Raw genomic sequence first — 15,048 nt, 5'->3', positions numbered from 1 at the left:
GGCGGAGAATTCAATGAAGGATAGACTCAATCTTTCTTTTGATGAAATGTGGGATAAAATTATGGCTTGCGATCAAAAGTATGATGGGCTATTTTTTACGGCAGTGAAAACAACAAAAATATACTGTCGACCATCCTGTAGATCTAGAAAGCCTAAAAAAATAAATGTGGATTTCTACTATGACATCCACAAAGTTGAACAAGCAGGTTTTCGTGCTTGTAAAAGGTGTCAACCGGAAGTTGAGCATTCACCGCATACGGAACTAGCTAGAACCGTCATCTCCTTTTTAATCAATCACTATAAACAAAAGTTGGTATTACAGGATATTGCGGATCATGTCGGGGTAAGCCCTTTTTACCTTGAAAGATTGTTTAAACAGGAAACATTGGAAACGCCACGTGCATATTTAGAAAAAATAAGAATCGATAAAGCAGCGTATCTCCTTTCTAGCACGAATCGATCGAATTTAGAGATCTGCTATGAAGTAGGGTTCCAGAGTCCTTCAAACTTTTATAAGGTATTTCGCCGTTTGAAAAATTGTTCACCTAGTGAATATCGTATTTTTGCCGCAAAGGAGTCACGAGTATGAGATGGGGCAATCATGGGTCGTATATTGAGATACACCCACCAAAGGAGTTCAATTTTGAAGAATGCTTAGTATTCTTGGGCAGGTCCAACGAAGAAGTGCTCCATCAAATTAAAGATGGTTTATTGTATAAATTAATTAAAGTCAATCAAGAACTAATTCTTTGTAAAATAGGATTCGTTCAACAAGTCATTCATGTTGAATTCCCAATTGTTTCATCGTCTAAAGACGTCCATGAACAAGTAGCGGCATATATATGGGAATGGTTTGATTTGGATCAAGACTTGAGCTGTTTTTATAAAGTAGCCAACCAAGATAAGGTATTGCAGCAGGTTTACAAGAAATATTATGGGTTACGGATGATGGGTATCCCAGATTTATTCGAAGCATTGACATGGGCAATCATGGGGCAACAAATCAATTTAACATTTGCCTACAAATTAAAAAAACGCTTTGTCGAAAGCTTCGGAGAATGTCTTACTTTTGAAGGTGATACTTTTTGGCTATACCCAACGTATGAAAGAATAGCCATACTAGAGGTAGAGGAACTAAGAATATTACAATTTACTGTTAGAAAGGCTGAATATGTGATTGGAGTAGCTAAAATGATGGAGGCTGGTCAATTAACAAAAGAAATGTTGCTACAGGAGCAAACGAATCAGCAAGTGCAAAAATCTCTAATGGCAGTACGAGGAGTAGGCGCATGGACGGCAGATTATGTGATGATGAAATGCTTACACAATCCGTCTGCCTTTCCAATAGCAGATGTCGGTCTTCAAAATGCGTTAAAGCTACAATTAGGACTTGAGCGAAAACCAACAATTGAAGAAATGAAAGAAGTTGCGATTAATTGGAAAGGTTGGCAGGCGTATGCTACCTTTTATCTCTGGAGGTCTTTATATGCATAAATTAGATTACAAATCGCCAATCGGCATAATAGAAATAGTGGGGTCAAAGGAAGCAGTTAGTTCAATCTTATTCGTTGAACGAGACGAAATTATCAATGTAATAAGTGATGAGACCACCGACGCTGTAGTAGAATGCTTTAATCAACTGGATGAATATTTTAAAGGGAAGCGTCATGTATTTACATTCCCCTATCACTTCGAGGGTACTGAATTTCAAAAAACGGTGTGGAATGCTTTGACAACAATTTCTTATGCTAATACAGGGTCTTATAAGGATATTGCTGTTTCCATTAACAATGAAAAAGCCGTCAGAGCAGTAGGAACTGCCAATGGTAAAAATAAATTAAGTATCGTCATTCCTTGTCATCGAATTATCGGTGCAGACGGAAAGTTAACGGGTTATGCGGGCGGCTTGTGGAGGAAGGAATGGCTCCTCGAGCATGAGAAGACTTTTAAAAAGAACTTGCAGAAGAAGCAGTTATAAATGTTCAATAATGAACAACATAGAAAAATGGGGTGCCCACAAGACAAGGTACTCCGTTTTTGTATGCACATTAAGATTCGATCGATGTACTTGTGCTGAAAGTAGGGGAACGTGTGGATTCTCACTGAATGGTATCATAGTAGATACTATACAATGACAAATAGGATGGAGGTGTTTATATGCACCCAACAGAACTTTTGAACGTCAGACTATTAAAGGAAATTGCAGAGTTTATAAATGAAGAAACTGAAATAGAGGCGATGCTGTCCGGTGCCCTAAGTAAGTTTTTAAAAGGCACTAACTTTCGAACGGGTTGGATATTTTTTATTGATGACAAAGGTAAACAGCAGCTGATTGTTAGTGAAAATCTCCCTGAAGCGCTAGCGCAAAACGGATGCAACCATTTGAAAAAGGGTGGCTGTTGGTGTGTGTCGAGATACCAAAATGGGGAATTAGAAAAGGCATCGAATATTATTGAATGTCAGCGGATTGAGAATGCGATTGCTACAAAGCTAGGCGATAATGGTGGAATTACACATCATGCAACGGTACCACTGCAATCGGGGCAGGAACGGTTTGGGTTATTGAATGTCGCTTCCCCGAGCACAGTCACTTATTCTGAGGGGGAACTCGCTTTACTCGAGTCACTTGCCTTCCAGATAGGCTCATCGATTAAACGGATCATGTTGACGAAACAGGAGCAGAAGCTCGCGCTTTTACAGGAGCGGAATCGCTTGGCAAGAGATCTGCACGATTCTGTGAACCAACTGTTATTTTCAGTAACTTTGACTGCAAGGGGCGGGTCAGAGATGACAAATCAAATTGATATAAAAGAGACATTTAAGGAAATACAGTACTTGTCGCAGGAAGCATTAAATGAGATGAGGGCATTAATATGGCAGCTTCGTCCAAGTGGTCTAGAAAGTGGGTTGCTTGAAGCGATAAAAGGCTATGCGGAAATGTTAGGACTGTCCGTGAATTCGCGCGTATCTGGAGTCCTTAATGTACCTTCAGGTGTTGAAGAAACTTTATTTCGCATCTCACAAGAGGCATTAAATAATATTCGAAAGCATGCAGGGGTCAATGTCGTGGAAATGTTTTTGAATGTAACGAAAACCGATGTTTTACTTGTCATTAAGGACGATGGTCAAGGATTTTTAATAGATCATGGAATTCGGCTTCCCTCAATAGGCTTACAAAGCATGAAAGATCGTGCAAAGACTGCAGGCGGTTCAGTTGAATGGGATAGTGAAATTGGAAGAGGGACGGAGATATTAGTCCGTATACCCTATTAAGAGGTGAACGGAATGATAAAAGTACTCATTGTAGATGATCATCATGTCGTTCGAAGAGGCTTACTTTTTTTCTTGAAAACGCAGAAAGACATCCAGGTGATTGGTGAAGCCGAAAATGGGAAAGAAGCGATTGAATTAACGGGCGAACTGCAACCTGATATTGTGCTCATGGATTTGATGATGCCTGTCATGGACGGTATTCAAGCAACTAGGCACATCAAAAAGGATTACCCGCAAGTTGAGGTGCTCATGTTAACCAGTTTTTCTGATCGAGATCACGTCATTCCAGCTATTGAAGCGGGAGCGGCTGGGTATCAGTTAAAGGATATTGAGCCAGACGAGCTCGTTTCATGTATACGAAAAATCATGCGGGGAGAAAATACACTTCATCCGCATGCAACAACACATCTAATGAAGATGAGAGAACCAAAGGAAACGCTACCGCATATCTACAACCCATTGACACGGCGCGAAAAGGAAGTTTTAGTAGAGTTGACAAAAGGAAAAAGTAATCGTGAAATTGCATCGTCATTACTTGTTACGGAAAAAACCGTAAAAACGCATATTTCTAATATGTTCTCAAAATTACTCGTTCAAGATCGAACACAAGCTGCGCTCTACGCAGTAAAACATGGTTTAACCGAATCGAGTGATGACTAAAGGAATAAATTACGCCTAGGCGTAATTGATCAGAAGGTGAGACACAGATAGAAGGTGCTCACCTTTGTCGACAATCTAACGCGTACAAATTTATTTCTTATACACCTCCATCAATCTCTCAATATGCTGCTTCACTTCCAACCATTCCTCTTGCACAACACTATACATAACCGTATGTCGCACCTCTCCATTCGGCCGAATCATATGATTGCGCAAAACTCCTTCTTTTGTAGCCCCAATACGTTCTATGGCTTTTTGTGATTGGGTATTTTCATGGCCTGTTTTAATTTGTACACGTTGCAATTGTAGCTGCTCAAAGCAGTAAGTTAGCAGTAAATATTTGCATTCTGTATTGACGTTTGTACGCCAAACAGATGGATGTAGCCAGGTATGGCCGAGTTCCAGGCGTTTATGGGCAGTGGCAATATCAAAAAAACGGGTTGAGCCGACAATTTGATTAGTTGCAAGAAGGATGATAACAAAAGGATATTCCGTTCCTGCCTCTTGATTCACTAATGCCTGGTCAACATAGGCTCGCACGTCCTCTTTCGTTTGCAACGTCTGCGACATATGCGTCCAAATGCGTTCGTCCTGGCAGCTTGCGTATATGCCCTCAACATCATCCTTTGTCATGGGTCGTAACAGTATAGCCTCTCCGATTAATTGAATAGTTTCCATGATAATTCACTCCTTTGTTTCTTTATATTTGGTAAGGTACCGTGTTTGCGCATAAACATATGTCAAGCAGGGAAAACGGCTAATCAACTAACCAATTATTATCATATAGTATGGTTAGGGGGTGATAATACTATGGAGAACTGTAAAAAGCAAAGAGATGTAGTGAAAATGAATGTGATTAAAAGCTGTGGAAATAGAACTGCATGCTGGCCAACAATAAAAGTTAGCTCTACTTGCATTGGAGTTCCCCCGATAACCCGACCCATAAATACCTCTGAGATTAGTATCATACCCACTGTAAAAAGATATTTTTATGTTGCAATGGCTAACATTAATTTGGCGAATGGAGCCACGCTTCCTGCAACTCTATTTTATAACGATGATGGAAGTTCAACAATAGAATTTATGAGCTTCAGTCCAAATGGGTACGCTGATCTATTCATCAACGCAGTTATCCAAGAAGGAGGAATGTATAGCGTGGACACGAACTCCTTAACGATTAGCCCAGCAAATGCAACCATTTATAGAGGTACTCCTATTATTCTTGAGTTGTTGACGTTCTCAGCTGAACGGAGTTTATAAAGTTGGTTGAGTTTTTTTATATGGACAGCCCTGTCACTTCAGCGCAACTTTTCATTTACTATAGTGTAAATGAAAGGAGGTGAATCAAATGGCGCTTTCCTTAATTAATATTCACGTGAATGTTTCAGGTACTTCGACAAGGTTTTTTAATGTGTTGGCAGCACCTTTAGTTGTTGCCGATGCTACTACTGTTGCTGCAACAACCTTTTTGGATGACAGCGGTACTGCTGCAACTGCTTTTCCAGTCGTTACGAATGGTTACTATAATTTCTATATTAACGGTGTGCTACAAGAGGGCGATTCGTATACAATTTCTGCAACTGAATTGACCTTTAATACGGTTATTGGCAACCTTTCTGCCGGGACTCCTTTGGTAATAGAAGCTGTTGAATTAGTGACGCTAGTGTAACTAAAGGTCTAGCAATATAGGACAAGATTGGTGAAAATGAATGATGCCAGGAACTCCTCGAGTGCCTGGCATCACTATTTCAATCATATCCAACAACAGTCCATATTCCGGTAGAATCGGGACGGATAAGTCTTTTTAGATAGATGGTTGTAATCGGTGTTTGATTGCTGCTTACTTCTAAAATTGCCTCTGCATCGCTTTGTGCAAGGATGTTAAAATCCTGTAGGTCAATGGGGGAGTCGCCTATAATCCCGTCAGGAGAAATTTGAAGACTGACAAAAACTTGCGCTACGGCAACAGGATCTAATCTCCAAGGTGAACTTCCAGCATCGACACTTTTTTGCGTATTTTCCTCTACGGTCATATCATATGGAACATCAAATTGTGGTGTTGTTCCTGAGTTTTTTGCAGTCGATTGCATTTCAAATGCATCATTCGTTAGACTATTTACAAATGCCGCGAGTTCTTTCAAAGCACCATTGCCAATAACAACGTATTCAAAGCCGTCCTGCTGCCATCGAATCGAGCTAACATCTGTCATTCCTGCATACAGCCCTCCGCCGCCTAAAATCCCAACATCCTCATAAACAGGAGACTGTATTTCGGCTACATTGCCATTTACCTTGCCAAGAGTAGCGGTTCGAACAGGTGTAATTGGACTGATAGCATGGCCTTGTATGAAGACAAGCTTGTTGTCGTTGTGTTGTGAGGTGTAGTAAATCTTAACAAGACCTTGATTGGGGATAATCGTCATATAATTTTGGTCGTATCCTTCGGGAATCGTTTTTGGCATTTCTGGAATGTATCCAATAGCTGATGGGATTTCATTTAGGCTATTGACGATTTGTTCAGGTGATGATTCCACCTCTTGGTAGCCTTTCGGAACTTGATAGGACAAGAGTTCTTCAGGAATCGTCTCATTGAAATCAATGTCTGTGAAAGTAATTGTGTACTGTAATGCGTTGTGCATGGCTGTTTGTTTTTGTAACGGAAGCTTTGTTTCCTTGTCAATCCAAATTCGATAAGGTTGCCCGCCCCGGGGCGTTACTTCTACAATCGAAGCTTTTCTACCTATGACGGTATCATCTCCAATCACTTTTGTAGATAAAGCATTCGTTACTTCTTTGATTTCATGACCAAGTTCAAATGCAAAATGATAAGTGTCCGGGAACGCTGGGAATCGATGAATCTGTTTTTCATTTGGATTGACCTGCCACTTTGTTTTTCCGTTGTTACCGGTAACGATGTCTTGATTGATCCCTTCTAGACCTTTGACAACGTAATGTCCATCTCTATTCGCCCATACCTCCAACCTCGCTTGCGTTGTAGACTCCTCGTTCGCATTCGTTGCGATAATTTCAAGAAATCCGTGGTAAGCTTTTACGTCATCGAAAGCTACTTCCATGGCATTCACAATATCACTGTTAGTAAAGGGAGAAAACATGTTAAATAGTATAGCTAAAATGGCAGCAATACTGGCAATACCAGTAAAGAGCATTCCTTTTTTCCGGGGTAACCGTTTCTGGCGTGATAATTCGTTCTCTACTTGTTGAACAAGCATTTTTTCATAATCAGAATTAGGTTCCGCGGGCTCTTTTAGACTTCGGATGCGTTTGACTGTGGAGTACAGTTCCTCGATCTCAACAGATTCTGAAATGGTGTCATGTTCTATCGGTTTTTGTTCTGCATTCAAACGATCAATATACTCGGATAGTTGTTGTTCATGCTTGGACATAACTCGTACCTCCTTCTCTAGTTGACTGTTTTAAGAATCTTGGCAAGCGATTGCAATGCCCGGTGCTGCATCACACGAATATTTACTTCTGTTTTATCCATGATTTCAGCGGTTTCTGCTACTGAATATCCCTTGATTATTCTTAGCTCAATGACTGTCTGTTGTTCTTTTTGAAGCTGTGAGAGTGCTTTTTCGATGATAATGCGTTCAACGCTCATTTCTGTAGCATCGCCCACAGCACTTACCTCGGGATGTATGGTCTCGATATCGACGTTTATTCCTCGACGTTTTTTCTTCCGCCATCTATCACGAAGAACATTTAGCGCGACTGTTTTTAAAAAACCACTATATTTGTCAGGGTGAATCTTGCCCTTACGTAAATAAGGAATAGCTTTCACGAAAGTTTCCTGTGTGATTTCTTCTGCTTCCTCACGGTTTTGTACTTTGTAATAGATGAAACGGTATAAAGGCTTCCATGTTGCGTGACATATTTCCTCCACAGAGCTTGCGGGTATATCTTCCCTATTTATTTGGGGCATTCGCTTTCACCTTCTCTCTCAACCAGTCGCTTATACTAATAAAAACGTCTTGAGGTGTCATAGTGTTACATGGAAAATAAAAAAGATGCAAACGACTTATCAAAATTTGAATCATTTAAGTGTCTTGCCCTTGTTCTTAGTCGGGCTTTCTGTTGGGGAGATTATCTATAAACGAAACCCTGGATATGTTTCAGCCAATTTTTTATCTATTTCGACATATTTCTGATAAATTTACCGAATAAGCAGGAAAAAAGTAGATACAATGAGAATATATAATAGATAGAGATAGGTCAAAAGAGATATTGGAAATAGGTGGAGGAGAGTCTATGAAATTGGGGATAAACGGTAAAGTTGTTCTTGCAATGCTTGTCGTTGTGTTGTCAACGATGTTGATGATTGCTTTCTATTCTCACTCTATGACGAAAGATATTTTGATCGACCAAGTTGAACGGGAGCTGGCTATAAAAAGTGATAATGTAAAAGATGCAGTTTCTTCTGTATTTGAACAAAAAGGTGAAATTGTTCACCAACTTGCATCTATTCCGGTCATCGAAAGCTTTATGGGTGCTAATGAAAAAAGAGAAAATATTCGTTCCAATAAAGACTATGACTGGATTCAAAAAGCATTAGTACAAGCAAAAGAAAACAATGAAGATGTTAATATGGTTTGGCTTGCTCATACGAAGAATAGCTACTATGTTGCAAATGATGATTATGTTACGGATGCATTATATCGTATCGAAGAGCGTCCTTGGTTTAAAAAAGCTTTCGAAAACGAAGGGCTTACGTTTTCTTCAACTTACATTGACTACACAACAAATCAATTAACAATCAGCATAACGCATCCGGTCACAGTAGAAAATGAGCAATTAGGTTATCTAGGCGTGGATATTCATCTGGATGGTCTAGCTGATTTATTACAACCATTCGAGACGGACGGACAAAAAATAGCTTTAGTTTCTGATCAAGGAGATATTTTATACGACCCAGGGGAAATATGGACAACCATTCGGGATATACCCCTAAAAAATGAAGGGATATTGCAACTTCAAACAGATGAGGAGACCCAATTTGCTTCGGTTCGTCAACTGGAAGAACTGGGATGGAAAATAGTTGTGTATATGCCTGAAGAAGTAGTGTTAGCCCCCCTTACAATATACGAAAGGTCGATATTTGTTTCTTGGGCTATTGCTATCCTTGTTTTGTTAACAACACTATCACTTGTTTTGCATTATTTACTGAAAGACATTCCCTTTATTGTTCGCCAAATTAATAAAATAAAACATGGGGATCTTAGCGTTAAAATGGGCATGAAAAGGAAAGATGAAGTTGGTGAAATTGCGAGGGCTGTTGAACAAATGGCGCTACAGATTAAAACCCATGTGGATGAATTGGATTATCAAGCAAGTTATGATTCCCTAACGAGTTTAGCTAATCGGAATTCAATTGAAAAAGTACTTCAACAATGGATCGACGAGATGGATACTGATGAGGAAATGATGGCTGTCACTTTTCTTGACTTGGACCAATTCAAACATGTTAATGATTCAAAAGGGCATGTGTACGGAGATGAGTTGCTAATTGAAGTAGGAAAAAGAATAGGTGAAATGTTGCCGACGACTAGTTTTTTTGGACGCTTCGGAGGCGACGAATTTGTATTAATCATACGGGCTAAAAAAGATGACGTAGACTTTATTGATATTTCCTTACAACGAATCCATGAATCATTCATGAATCCGTTCCTATTATTCGGGCAGCACGTCTATATTACAGCTTCTATGGGTATCTCCCTGTACCCTGCTGATGCAGAAACGATAGGGAAATTGCTTATAAATGCCGATACGGCCCTCTATCATGCAAAAGACCAAGGTCGTAACTGTATTTCTTTCTTTGATAACGATATGAAGGGCCAAATTGAAAAGGAGCTCAAGCTAAAAGATGGTTTGAGACAAGCGCTGTTGAACGAGGAGTTTTTCCTTCACTATCAGCCGCAGCTCGATATTAGCAGTGGGGAGACGGTCGGGGTTGAAGCGCTCCTTCGATGGAAGCATCCAGAATTAGGGATGGTTTCACCTGCGGAATTCATTCCTTTAGCAGAAAGTACAGGTCAAATTATTGCGATTGGCGATTGGGTGTTAGATGCTAGTTTGCAGATGATCAAACGGGTTGCCAAGGAGGATATAACGATACAGCGTGTGGCGGTAAATGTTAGTGCACTTCAATTACGTGAAGCGGATTTTGTTGATAAAGTGCAAAAGAAGCTCGCCTATTATGATGTTGAACCATCCTTCCTTGAAATTGAAATAACAGAGTCCGTCATCATTAATTATCAAGAAGAAACAATCCAAAAGTTGAAAGAATTAAAGCAGTTGGGTGTCCACATTGCCTTGGATGATTTTGGGACAGGCTATTCTTCCTTGAATTATTTGCGTCTGATGCCTATTGACTGCGTCAAAGTAGATCGTTCCTTCATCCATCAAATTGAAGAAGATCCGATTGTACAAGCCATCTTGCAAACAATTATTACGCTGGGACATAGTTTAGGATTTCAAATTGTCGCAGAAGGTGTAGAGGAAGAGGCGCAGCTCCAGATTTTGTGTGATATGAATGTCGATACGGTTCAAGGCTATTACTATAGCAGACCTTTGGATGAAGAAAAACTATTGGATTTTTTACAAAAACAATAAATTCAAAAGCCAAGTACTCATCGAATGTTGAATCATTCGGGTACCTGGCATTTTTTAATTTATACGCTTGTTCTCCGCAAAAGTAGGAACGAAGCGAGTAAATAGAACAGTACCAAAGGCAAAAGCCAGAAGGAAATTTGTACAGCTGTTTTGTCTACAAACCAACTGAAAATATTACCCCAAAGTTCAAAAAAATGTATGAGGTAAACTGCGATACTTCCGATTAGCAGGAAGGCCATTGATGAAATGAACATCCCCTTGCGCCCAAAGCGTTTCGCAAAGCTTGCGATTAAAAAGCCAAGGAAGAATAAATGAAGAAATAGGATCATGTACATACCAAACTGTTCCACTAACGTACCATCGTTTACATAAGGGAAATAGAAAAAGTGGAGCCTATTTCCCCAGCCATTCGACTGGTTTTCTAACTGTCCCATTAAAAAAATCAGTAAGGAGAATACGAAGCTGGAAATTGCTCCAATCACTACAGTCCCGATAAAATAATCGACTCTTCTAATCGACATTCCGACTGCAAAAGGAAACGTTTTTGCGACTACGATAATCCCTGCTACAAAAAGATAAATAAAAATGGATGAGACTCCGCCTGTATAAATGGCTACTTGACTTGGTACCAAGAAACCAATAATGAGATTTACAGCGAAACTAGAGAATAGAATTATGGCTGGAATATAAATCCATGACCATTTATCTCGAAAATGAAGGGTTAAGACACCGGAAATTCGATTCATTATGCAAACACTCCTTTTTTGTCATTTGTCAAATGAACGACGAGTTGTTGCAAAGAGACAGGTGAAACTTCAAGTCCACTTGCTTCCCCCTGTTGTTGATCTGAACCATCCTTGCTACGAATGACAGTAGCTGAAAGCAAACCGCCGAATGGCTCACGATGTACAGTTTCTTTCCCTACGAGGAATGCTTCCACCTTCGAAGCTTGCCCTGTGACTGTAAATGCTTTCCCACGCAGTTCCTCCGCATCTTTGTCAATGATTAGCTTGCCGTTGTCAATAACTAACACATGCTCAAGCAAGTTACTTACCTCGTCAATTAAGTGGGTAGATAAGATGACGGTACGAGGATGTTCTGAATAATCCTCCATTAATCGATCGTAAAATACCCCTCTTGAAACCGCATCGAGCCCCAAATACGGTTCATCAAAAATAGTTAGTGGTGCCCGACTTGCGAGACCTACGACAATTCCGACTGCTGAAAGCATTCCGCGCGACAGCTTTTTAATTCTCCGTTTCAAAGGTAAATTGAAATCATCGACTAGTGAGCTAGACAAGTCGGCGTCCCAATTTGGAAAAATAGATTTGGAGACTTCCAAAACATCAAGAACGCTGTAATAGTCAGGGTACTGTTGGCTTTCTTTAATAAAACATATTTGGCTAAGAGCGTTGGCATTTTCATAGGGGTCTACTCCAAATACATTTAAATCACCACTAGTCGGAAAAAGTTGAGCTGTAATCATTTTCATCATCGTTGTTTTTCCTGCGCCGTTTCTACCGAGAAGTCCGTATATTTTATTTGCATAGATGGAGAAACTGACGTCCTGTAAAGCTGCAAACTGCCCATATGATTTTGTAAGCTGTTTAACTTCAATCACTTTGTTCATCGTTTATTATCTCCTCTCCGAATCATATCCGTTAACTGGTCCGCTGTAATTCCAAGCTTCTCCGCCTCCTGAATCATCGTGACTATATACTGTTCAAAAAATTGTTCTTTACGCTTTTCCTTTACTTTTGCTCGCGCTCCTTCTGCCACAAACATTCCAATCCCTCGCTTTTTATATAAAATTTCTTCGTCTACCAACAGATTTACACCTTTCGCAGCAGTAGCAGGATTGATTTTGTAAAATGCGGCGAACTGATTGGTTGAGGGGACTTGCGATTCTTCTGGCAGGACGCCTTCAATAATGTCATCTTCAACTCGCTCGGCAATTTGAATGAAAATTGGCCGACCATCATCAATTAAGTTTTTCACTTCTTCACCACCATGTTGGTTAGTTACTTATGTAACTAACCATATAACGATGGTTGTAAAATGTCAATGCTCAATTTAAAATAAAAAATACCAGGCAATCGAATTATGGAGATTTCGATTGCCTGGCATTGTGTTCGTTTATTTTATTTCGTAAAGTTATCAAAGTACCCTTGGATAAAGACAATAGGTGTACCTTTATCTCCACTACCTGACGTTAAGTCAGAGAGAGAACCAATGAGGTCTGTTAGTTTCCGTGGAGTCGTACCTTGCGCTTCCATTGAACCAGTGAGGTCCTCATCTTTGTTGTCGATGAATTCGGAGATCGCTTTGTTTAACTCTTCGCCACGTAGGTCTGCAAAGTTGTTGTCTGCCAAGTATTTCAGTTTTACTTCGTTTGGCTTACCTGCAAGTCCAGGCGTGTATGCAGGAGATACGACTGGATCAGCTAGCTCCCAAATCTTACCGACAGGGTCCTTAAACGCTCCGTCTCCGTAAACCATTACTTCCACTACTTTACCTGTTTTTTCGAGTAACATACGTTGAATATTGTCGACGACTGGTTGGCAGTTGCGTGGGAAAAGTTTAACCCCATCATCTGTTGATTTGTTTGAACCAAGTAAGCCGTATTCTTCGTTATAGCCGCTACCATCCACCGATTCTGATAAAATATCATCCAGTGTAAATACTTTTTCAGCACCGTTTTCTTCTAAAATACGCTTTGTACGGAAACGCGTGTGAATGTCACATGTTAAAACACTCTTCGTATAATGTAAAATGGTTTTCGGTTTTTGAGAGAAGATAATCTCACATTCAACCCCAAATTCTGCAGCTAACGATTTGTAGTAATCAATATAGTCGACTCCCGTGAACGTATGCTTTTGGTAGCCAAAATGCTGGCGGAATTCTTGCTCAGTAAGCACATCCGTCCATGGGTTAATTCCTTTTTCATCCAATTGATCAAGGCTGATTAGGTGATTTCCAACTTCATCAGACGGGTAACTCAGCATAATGACAATTTTCTTAGCCCCTTTTGCAATACCACGAAGACAGTTTGCAAAGCGGTTGCGGCTTAAAATCGGAAAAATGACACCGATTGTGTCGTCTCCAAATTTAGCGTGAACATCTTTGGCAATTTGATCGATGGTTGCATAGTTCCCTTGTGCACGGGCAACGATAGATTCTGTAATGGAGACGATATCTTTATCATTAATGTGAAAGCCTTCAATTTCTGCGGCTTGTAATACGCTATCTACAACGATGTCTTCGATATTGTCCCCTTGATTGATAATAGGGCAACGTAGACCTCTCGCAACTGTTCCAACTACTCTTCCCAATTGAATCGCTCCTCAGAATTATAAAGTCTATTTACCTTGCTTCTGCCGAAGCAAGGTAAGCCTCCGGCGGATGTCACAAATTTTTAAAGGAATGAATTGCACAAATGCAATTCAAAATTTGGACGCAATCACGCCGAGGCGTAATTGATATTATCATTATCTAACTATCTACTTGTAATATACATCAGTGTAATGGTATAAGTAAAATTAATATATCGAATGATAGGTATAAGGGGTGCTTATATGGTAAGTAAACTAGATTTATATAAAGTTTTTTGTCAGGTAGCTGTTAATAAAAGCTTTTCCAAGGCAGCAAGAGAGTTATATATGACACAACCAGCCGTCAGTCAGTCCATCATGCAGTTAGAAAAAGAATTGGATACACGCCTTTTTAACCGAACACCTAAAGGCGTGTCGTTAACAAATGAAGGTAATCTATTATTTGAATATGCAAATTCAGCTATTAACCTTCTGCGTGTTGGAGAAGAAAAGATTTTAGAATTTAAGAATTTAACGACAGGTGAATTAAAGATTGGTGTAGGTGATACCATTTCGAGGTATTTTTTATTGCCCTTTTTAGAGTTTTTTCATAATGGTTACCCAAATATAAAGTTCAAAATTGTTAATGGAACAACTGTGGAGCTCTGTGCGACGCTAAAATCAGGTGAGGTAGATATTGCGATTTGTAACCTACCCATTGACGATCCTACATTGGAAGTGAGACCTTGTTTTGATGTCCAAGATATATTTGTTTACGGAGAGAAATTTAAAAAGATATTAGCAAAGCCGTTAGGTCTTAATGAGTTAGTGAAATTACCTTTAATATTTCTTGAACCAAAATCTAATTCAAGAAAGTATGTAGAGGACTTTATGATAGCGCGCGGCATACAGTTTTCACCAGAATTTGAATTAGGTTCTCATGACTTATTATTGGAGTTTGCCAAAATCAATTTGGGCATTGCATGTGTAACGAGAGAGTTTTCCAAAGAGTATTTAGAGAATGGATCGTTATCTGAAGCCCAATTACTTGAAGATATTCCGAAGAGGAGTATTGGTGTCTGCTTTTTAAAAACCGTGCCACTATCACCAGCTTCCACGAGATTTGTTGAGATTTTGGAGAGCAAGCGGTTTTGAATCCGGATTCTAAAGAAAA

16 protein-coding genes are annotated in these 15,048 nt (G+C 39.7%); 9 read left to right on the top strand and 7 right to left on the bottom strand.

Annotation, left to right across the window (positions count from 1 at the left end):
* The first annotated feature begins 13 nt into the window (after positions 1-13).
* The 5 genes from MKZ10_RS02295 (at position 14) to MKZ10_RS02275 (ending at position 3,933) form a co-directional block, all read left to right on the top strand.
* Positions 14-589, top strand: coding sequence for an Ada metal-binding domain-containing protein (locus tag MKZ10_RS02295; RefSeq protein ID WP_342507519.1), 576 nt, complete (start codon positions 14-16; stop codon positions 587-589).
* Entirely contained in the window at positions 586-1,494 is a 909-nt protein-coding gene (locus tag MKZ10_RS02290; RefSeq protein WP_342507517.1) for a DNA-3-methyladenine glycosylase, read from the top strand. The genes MKZ10_RS02295 and MKZ10_RS02290 overlap by 4 nt, the downstream gene beginning before the upstream one ends.
* Positions 1,487-1,978, top strand: a complete 492-nt coding sequence (locus MKZ10_RS02285; RefSeq protein WP_342507514.1) for a methylated-DNA--[protein]-cysteine S-methyltransferase — start codon at positions 1,487-1,489, stop codon at positions 1,976-1,978. The genes MKZ10_RS02290 and MKZ10_RS02285 overlap by 8 nt, the downstream gene beginning before the upstream one ends.
* Before the next feature lie 179 nt (positions 1,979-2,157).
* Positions 2,158-3,273 carry a GAF domain-containing sensor histidine kinase gene (locus MKZ10_RS02280; RefSeq protein WP_342507512.1) on the top strand — a complete coding sequence of 372 codons (1,116 nt, stop codon included), beginning with the start codon at positions 2,158-2,160 and terminating at the stop codon, positions 3,271-3,273.
* Positions 3,274-3,285: 12 nt separating this feature from the next.
* Positions 3,286-3,933 carry a response regulator transcription factor gene (locus tag MKZ10_RS02275; protein ID WP_342507510.1) on the top strand — a complete coding sequence of 216 codons (648 nt, stop codon included), beginning with the start codon at positions 3,286-3,288 and terminating at the stop codon, positions 3,931-3,933.
* A 90-nt stretch (positions 3,934-4,023) separates the two neighbouring features.
* Here MKZ10_RS02275 and MKZ10_RS02270 read toward each other — a convergent pair whose 3' ends face one another.
* Complete coding sequence (locus MKZ10_RS02270) at positions 4,024-4,611, bottom strand: GNAT family N-acetyltransferase (RefSeq protein ID WP_342507509.1); 588 nt, start codon at positions 4,609-4,611, stop codon at positions 4,024-4,026.
* A gap of 321 nt (positions 4,612-4,932) precedes the next feature.
* On the opposite strand from MKZ10_RS02270, the gene MKZ10_RS02265 reads away from it, so the two are divergent.
* Together MKZ10_RS02265 and MKZ10_RS02260 are read left to right on the top strand one after the other, a co-directional pair.
* Complete coding sequence (locus tag MKZ10_RS02265) at positions 4,933-5,193, top strand: DUF4183 domain-containing protein (protein ID WP_342507508.1); 261 nt, start codon at positions 4,933-4,935, stop codon at positions 5,191-5,193.
* A gap of 88 nt (positions 5,194-5,281) precedes the next feature.
* Entirely contained in the window at positions 5,282-5,602 is a 321-nt protein-coding gene (locus tag MKZ10_RS02260) for a DUF4183 domain-containing protein (RefSeq protein WP_342507506.1), read from the top strand.
* Positions 5,603-5,681: 79 nt separating this feature from the next.
* On the opposite strand, the gene MKZ10_RS02255 is transcribed toward MKZ10_RS02260, so the two are convergent.
* Positions 5,682-7,337, bottom strand: coding sequence for a sigma-E factor regulatory protein RseB domain-containing protein (locus MKZ10_RS02255; RefSeq protein WP_342507504.1), 1,656 nt, complete (start codon positions 7,335-7,337; stop codon positions 5,682-5,684).
* A gap of 17 nt (positions 7,338-7,354) precedes the next feature.
* Positions 7,355-7,876, bottom strand: coding sequence for a sigma-70 family RNA polymerase sigma factor (locus MKZ10_RS02250; RefSeq protein WP_342507502.1), 522 nt, complete (start codon positions 7,874-7,876; stop codon positions 7,355-7,357).
* A gap of 326 nt (positions 7,877-8,202) precedes the next feature.
* On the opposite strand from MKZ10_RS02250, the gene MKZ10_RS02245 reads away from it, so the two are divergent.
* Positions 8,203-10,563 (top strand): EAL domain-containing protein, encoded by a 2,361-nt coding sequence (locus MKZ10_RS02245; RefSeq protein WP_342507500.1) that lies wholly within the window; start codon positions 8,203-8,205, stop codon positions 10,561-10,563.
* Between the two features lie 59 nt (positions 10,564-10,622).
* Here MKZ10_RS02245 and MKZ10_RS02240 read toward each other — a convergent pair whose 3' ends face one another.
* The 4 genes from MKZ10_RS02240 to MKZ10_RS02225 form a co-directional block, all read right to left on the bottom strand.
* Entirely contained in the window at positions 10,623-11,309 is a 687-nt protein-coding gene (locus MKZ10_RS02240) for a hypothetical protein (protein ID WP_342507498.1), read from the bottom strand.
* Positions 11,309-12,193: an ABC transporter ATP-binding protein gene (locus MKZ10_RS02235; protein ID WP_342507496.1), complete on the bottom strand. Its 885-nt coding sequence runs from the start codon at positions 12,191-12,193 to the stop codon at positions 11,309-11,311. Before MKZ10_RS02235 ends, MKZ10_RS02240 begins: the two co-directional genes overlap by 1 nt.
* Positions 12,190-12,561, bottom strand: a complete 372-nt coding sequence (locus MKZ10_RS02230; protein ID WP_342507494.1) for a GntR family transcriptional regulator — start codon at positions 12,559-12,561, stop codon at positions 12,190-12,192. The genes MKZ10_RS02235 and MKZ10_RS02230 overlap by 4 nt, the downstream gene beginning before the upstream one ends.
* A gap of 143 nt (positions 12,562-12,704) precedes the next feature.
* Complete coding sequence (locus MKZ10_RS02225) at positions 12,705-13,895, bottom strand: coenzyme F420-0:L-glutamate ligase (protein WP_342507492.1); 1,191 nt, start codon at positions 13,893-13,895, stop codon at positions 12,705-12,707.
* A gap of 243 nt (positions 13,896-14,138) precedes the next feature.
* Here MKZ10_RS02225 and MKZ10_RS02220 point away from each other — a divergent pair, with 243 nt between their 5' ends.
* Positions 14,139-15,029, top strand: coding sequence for a LysR family transcriptional regulator (locus tag MKZ10_RS02220; RefSeq protein ID WP_342507490.1), 891 nt, complete (start codon positions 14,139-14,141; stop codon positions 15,027-15,029).
* The last annotated feature ends 19 nt before the right edge of the window (positions 15,030-15,048 follow it).

Source organism: Sporosarcina sp. FSL K6-2383 (assembly GCF_038618305.1).
Lineage (GTDB): Bacteria > Bacillota > Bacilli > Bacillales_A > Planococcaceae > Sporosarcina.
Note: the sequence above shows the minus strand (reverse complement) of the source record. Positions and strands in the feature narration are given on the sequence as shown.

Coding starts and splice junctions, on each gene's coding strand:
- MKZ10_RS02240 (WP_342507498.1), bottom strand. CDS start 11,309: ATGAATCGAATTTCCGGTGTCTTAACCCTTCATTTTCGAGATAAATGG.
- MKZ10_RS02280 (WP_342507512.1), top strand. CDS start 2,158: ATGCACCCAACAGAACTTTTGAACGTCAGACTATTAAAGGAAATTGCA.
- MKZ10_RS02245 (WP_342507500.1), top strand. CDS start 8,203: ATGAAATTGGGGATAAACGGTAAAGTTGTTCTTGCAATGCTTGTCGTT.
- MKZ10_RS02235 (WP_342507496.1), bottom strand. CDS start 12,193: ATGAACAAAGTGATTGAAGTTAAACAGCTTACAAAATCATATGGGCAG.
- MKZ10_RS02255 (WP_342507504.1), bottom strand. CDS start 7,337: ATGTCCAAGCATGAACAACAACTATCCGAGTATATTGATCGTTTGAAT.
- MKZ10_RS02220 (WP_342507490.1), top strand. CDS start 14,139: ATGGTAAGTAAACTAGATTTATATAAAGTTTTTTGTCAGGTAGCTGTT.
- MKZ10_RS02250 (WP_342507502.1), bottom strand. CDS start 7,876: ATGCCCCAAATAAATAGGGAAGATATACCCGCAAGCTCTGTGGAGGAA.
- MKZ10_RS02285 (WP_342507514.1), top strand. CDS start 1,487: ATGCATAAATTAGATTACAAATCGCCAATCGGCATAATAGAAATAGTG.
- MKZ10_RS02295 (WP_342507519.1), top strand. CDS start 14: ATGAAGGATAGACTCAATCTTTCTTTTGATGAAATGTGGGATAAAATT.
- MKZ10_RS02290 (WP_342507517.1), top strand. CDS start 586: ATGAGATGGGGCAATCATGGGTCGTATATTGAGATACACCCACCAAAG.
- MKZ10_RS02275 (WP_342507510.1), top strand. CDS start 3,286: ATGATAAAAGTACTCATTGTAGATGATCATCATGTCGTTCGAAGAGGC.
- MKZ10_RS02270 (WP_342507509.1), bottom strand. CDS start 4,611: ATGGAAACTATTCAATTAATCGGAGAGGCTATACTGTTACGACCCATG.
- MKZ10_RS02260 (WP_342507506.1), top strand. CDS start 5,282: ATGGCGCTTTCCTTAATTAATATTCACGTGAATGTTTCAGGTACTTCG.
- MKZ10_RS02265 (WP_342507508.1), top strand. CDS start 4,933: ATGGCTAACATTAATTTGGCGAATGGAGCCACGCTTCCTGCAACTCTA.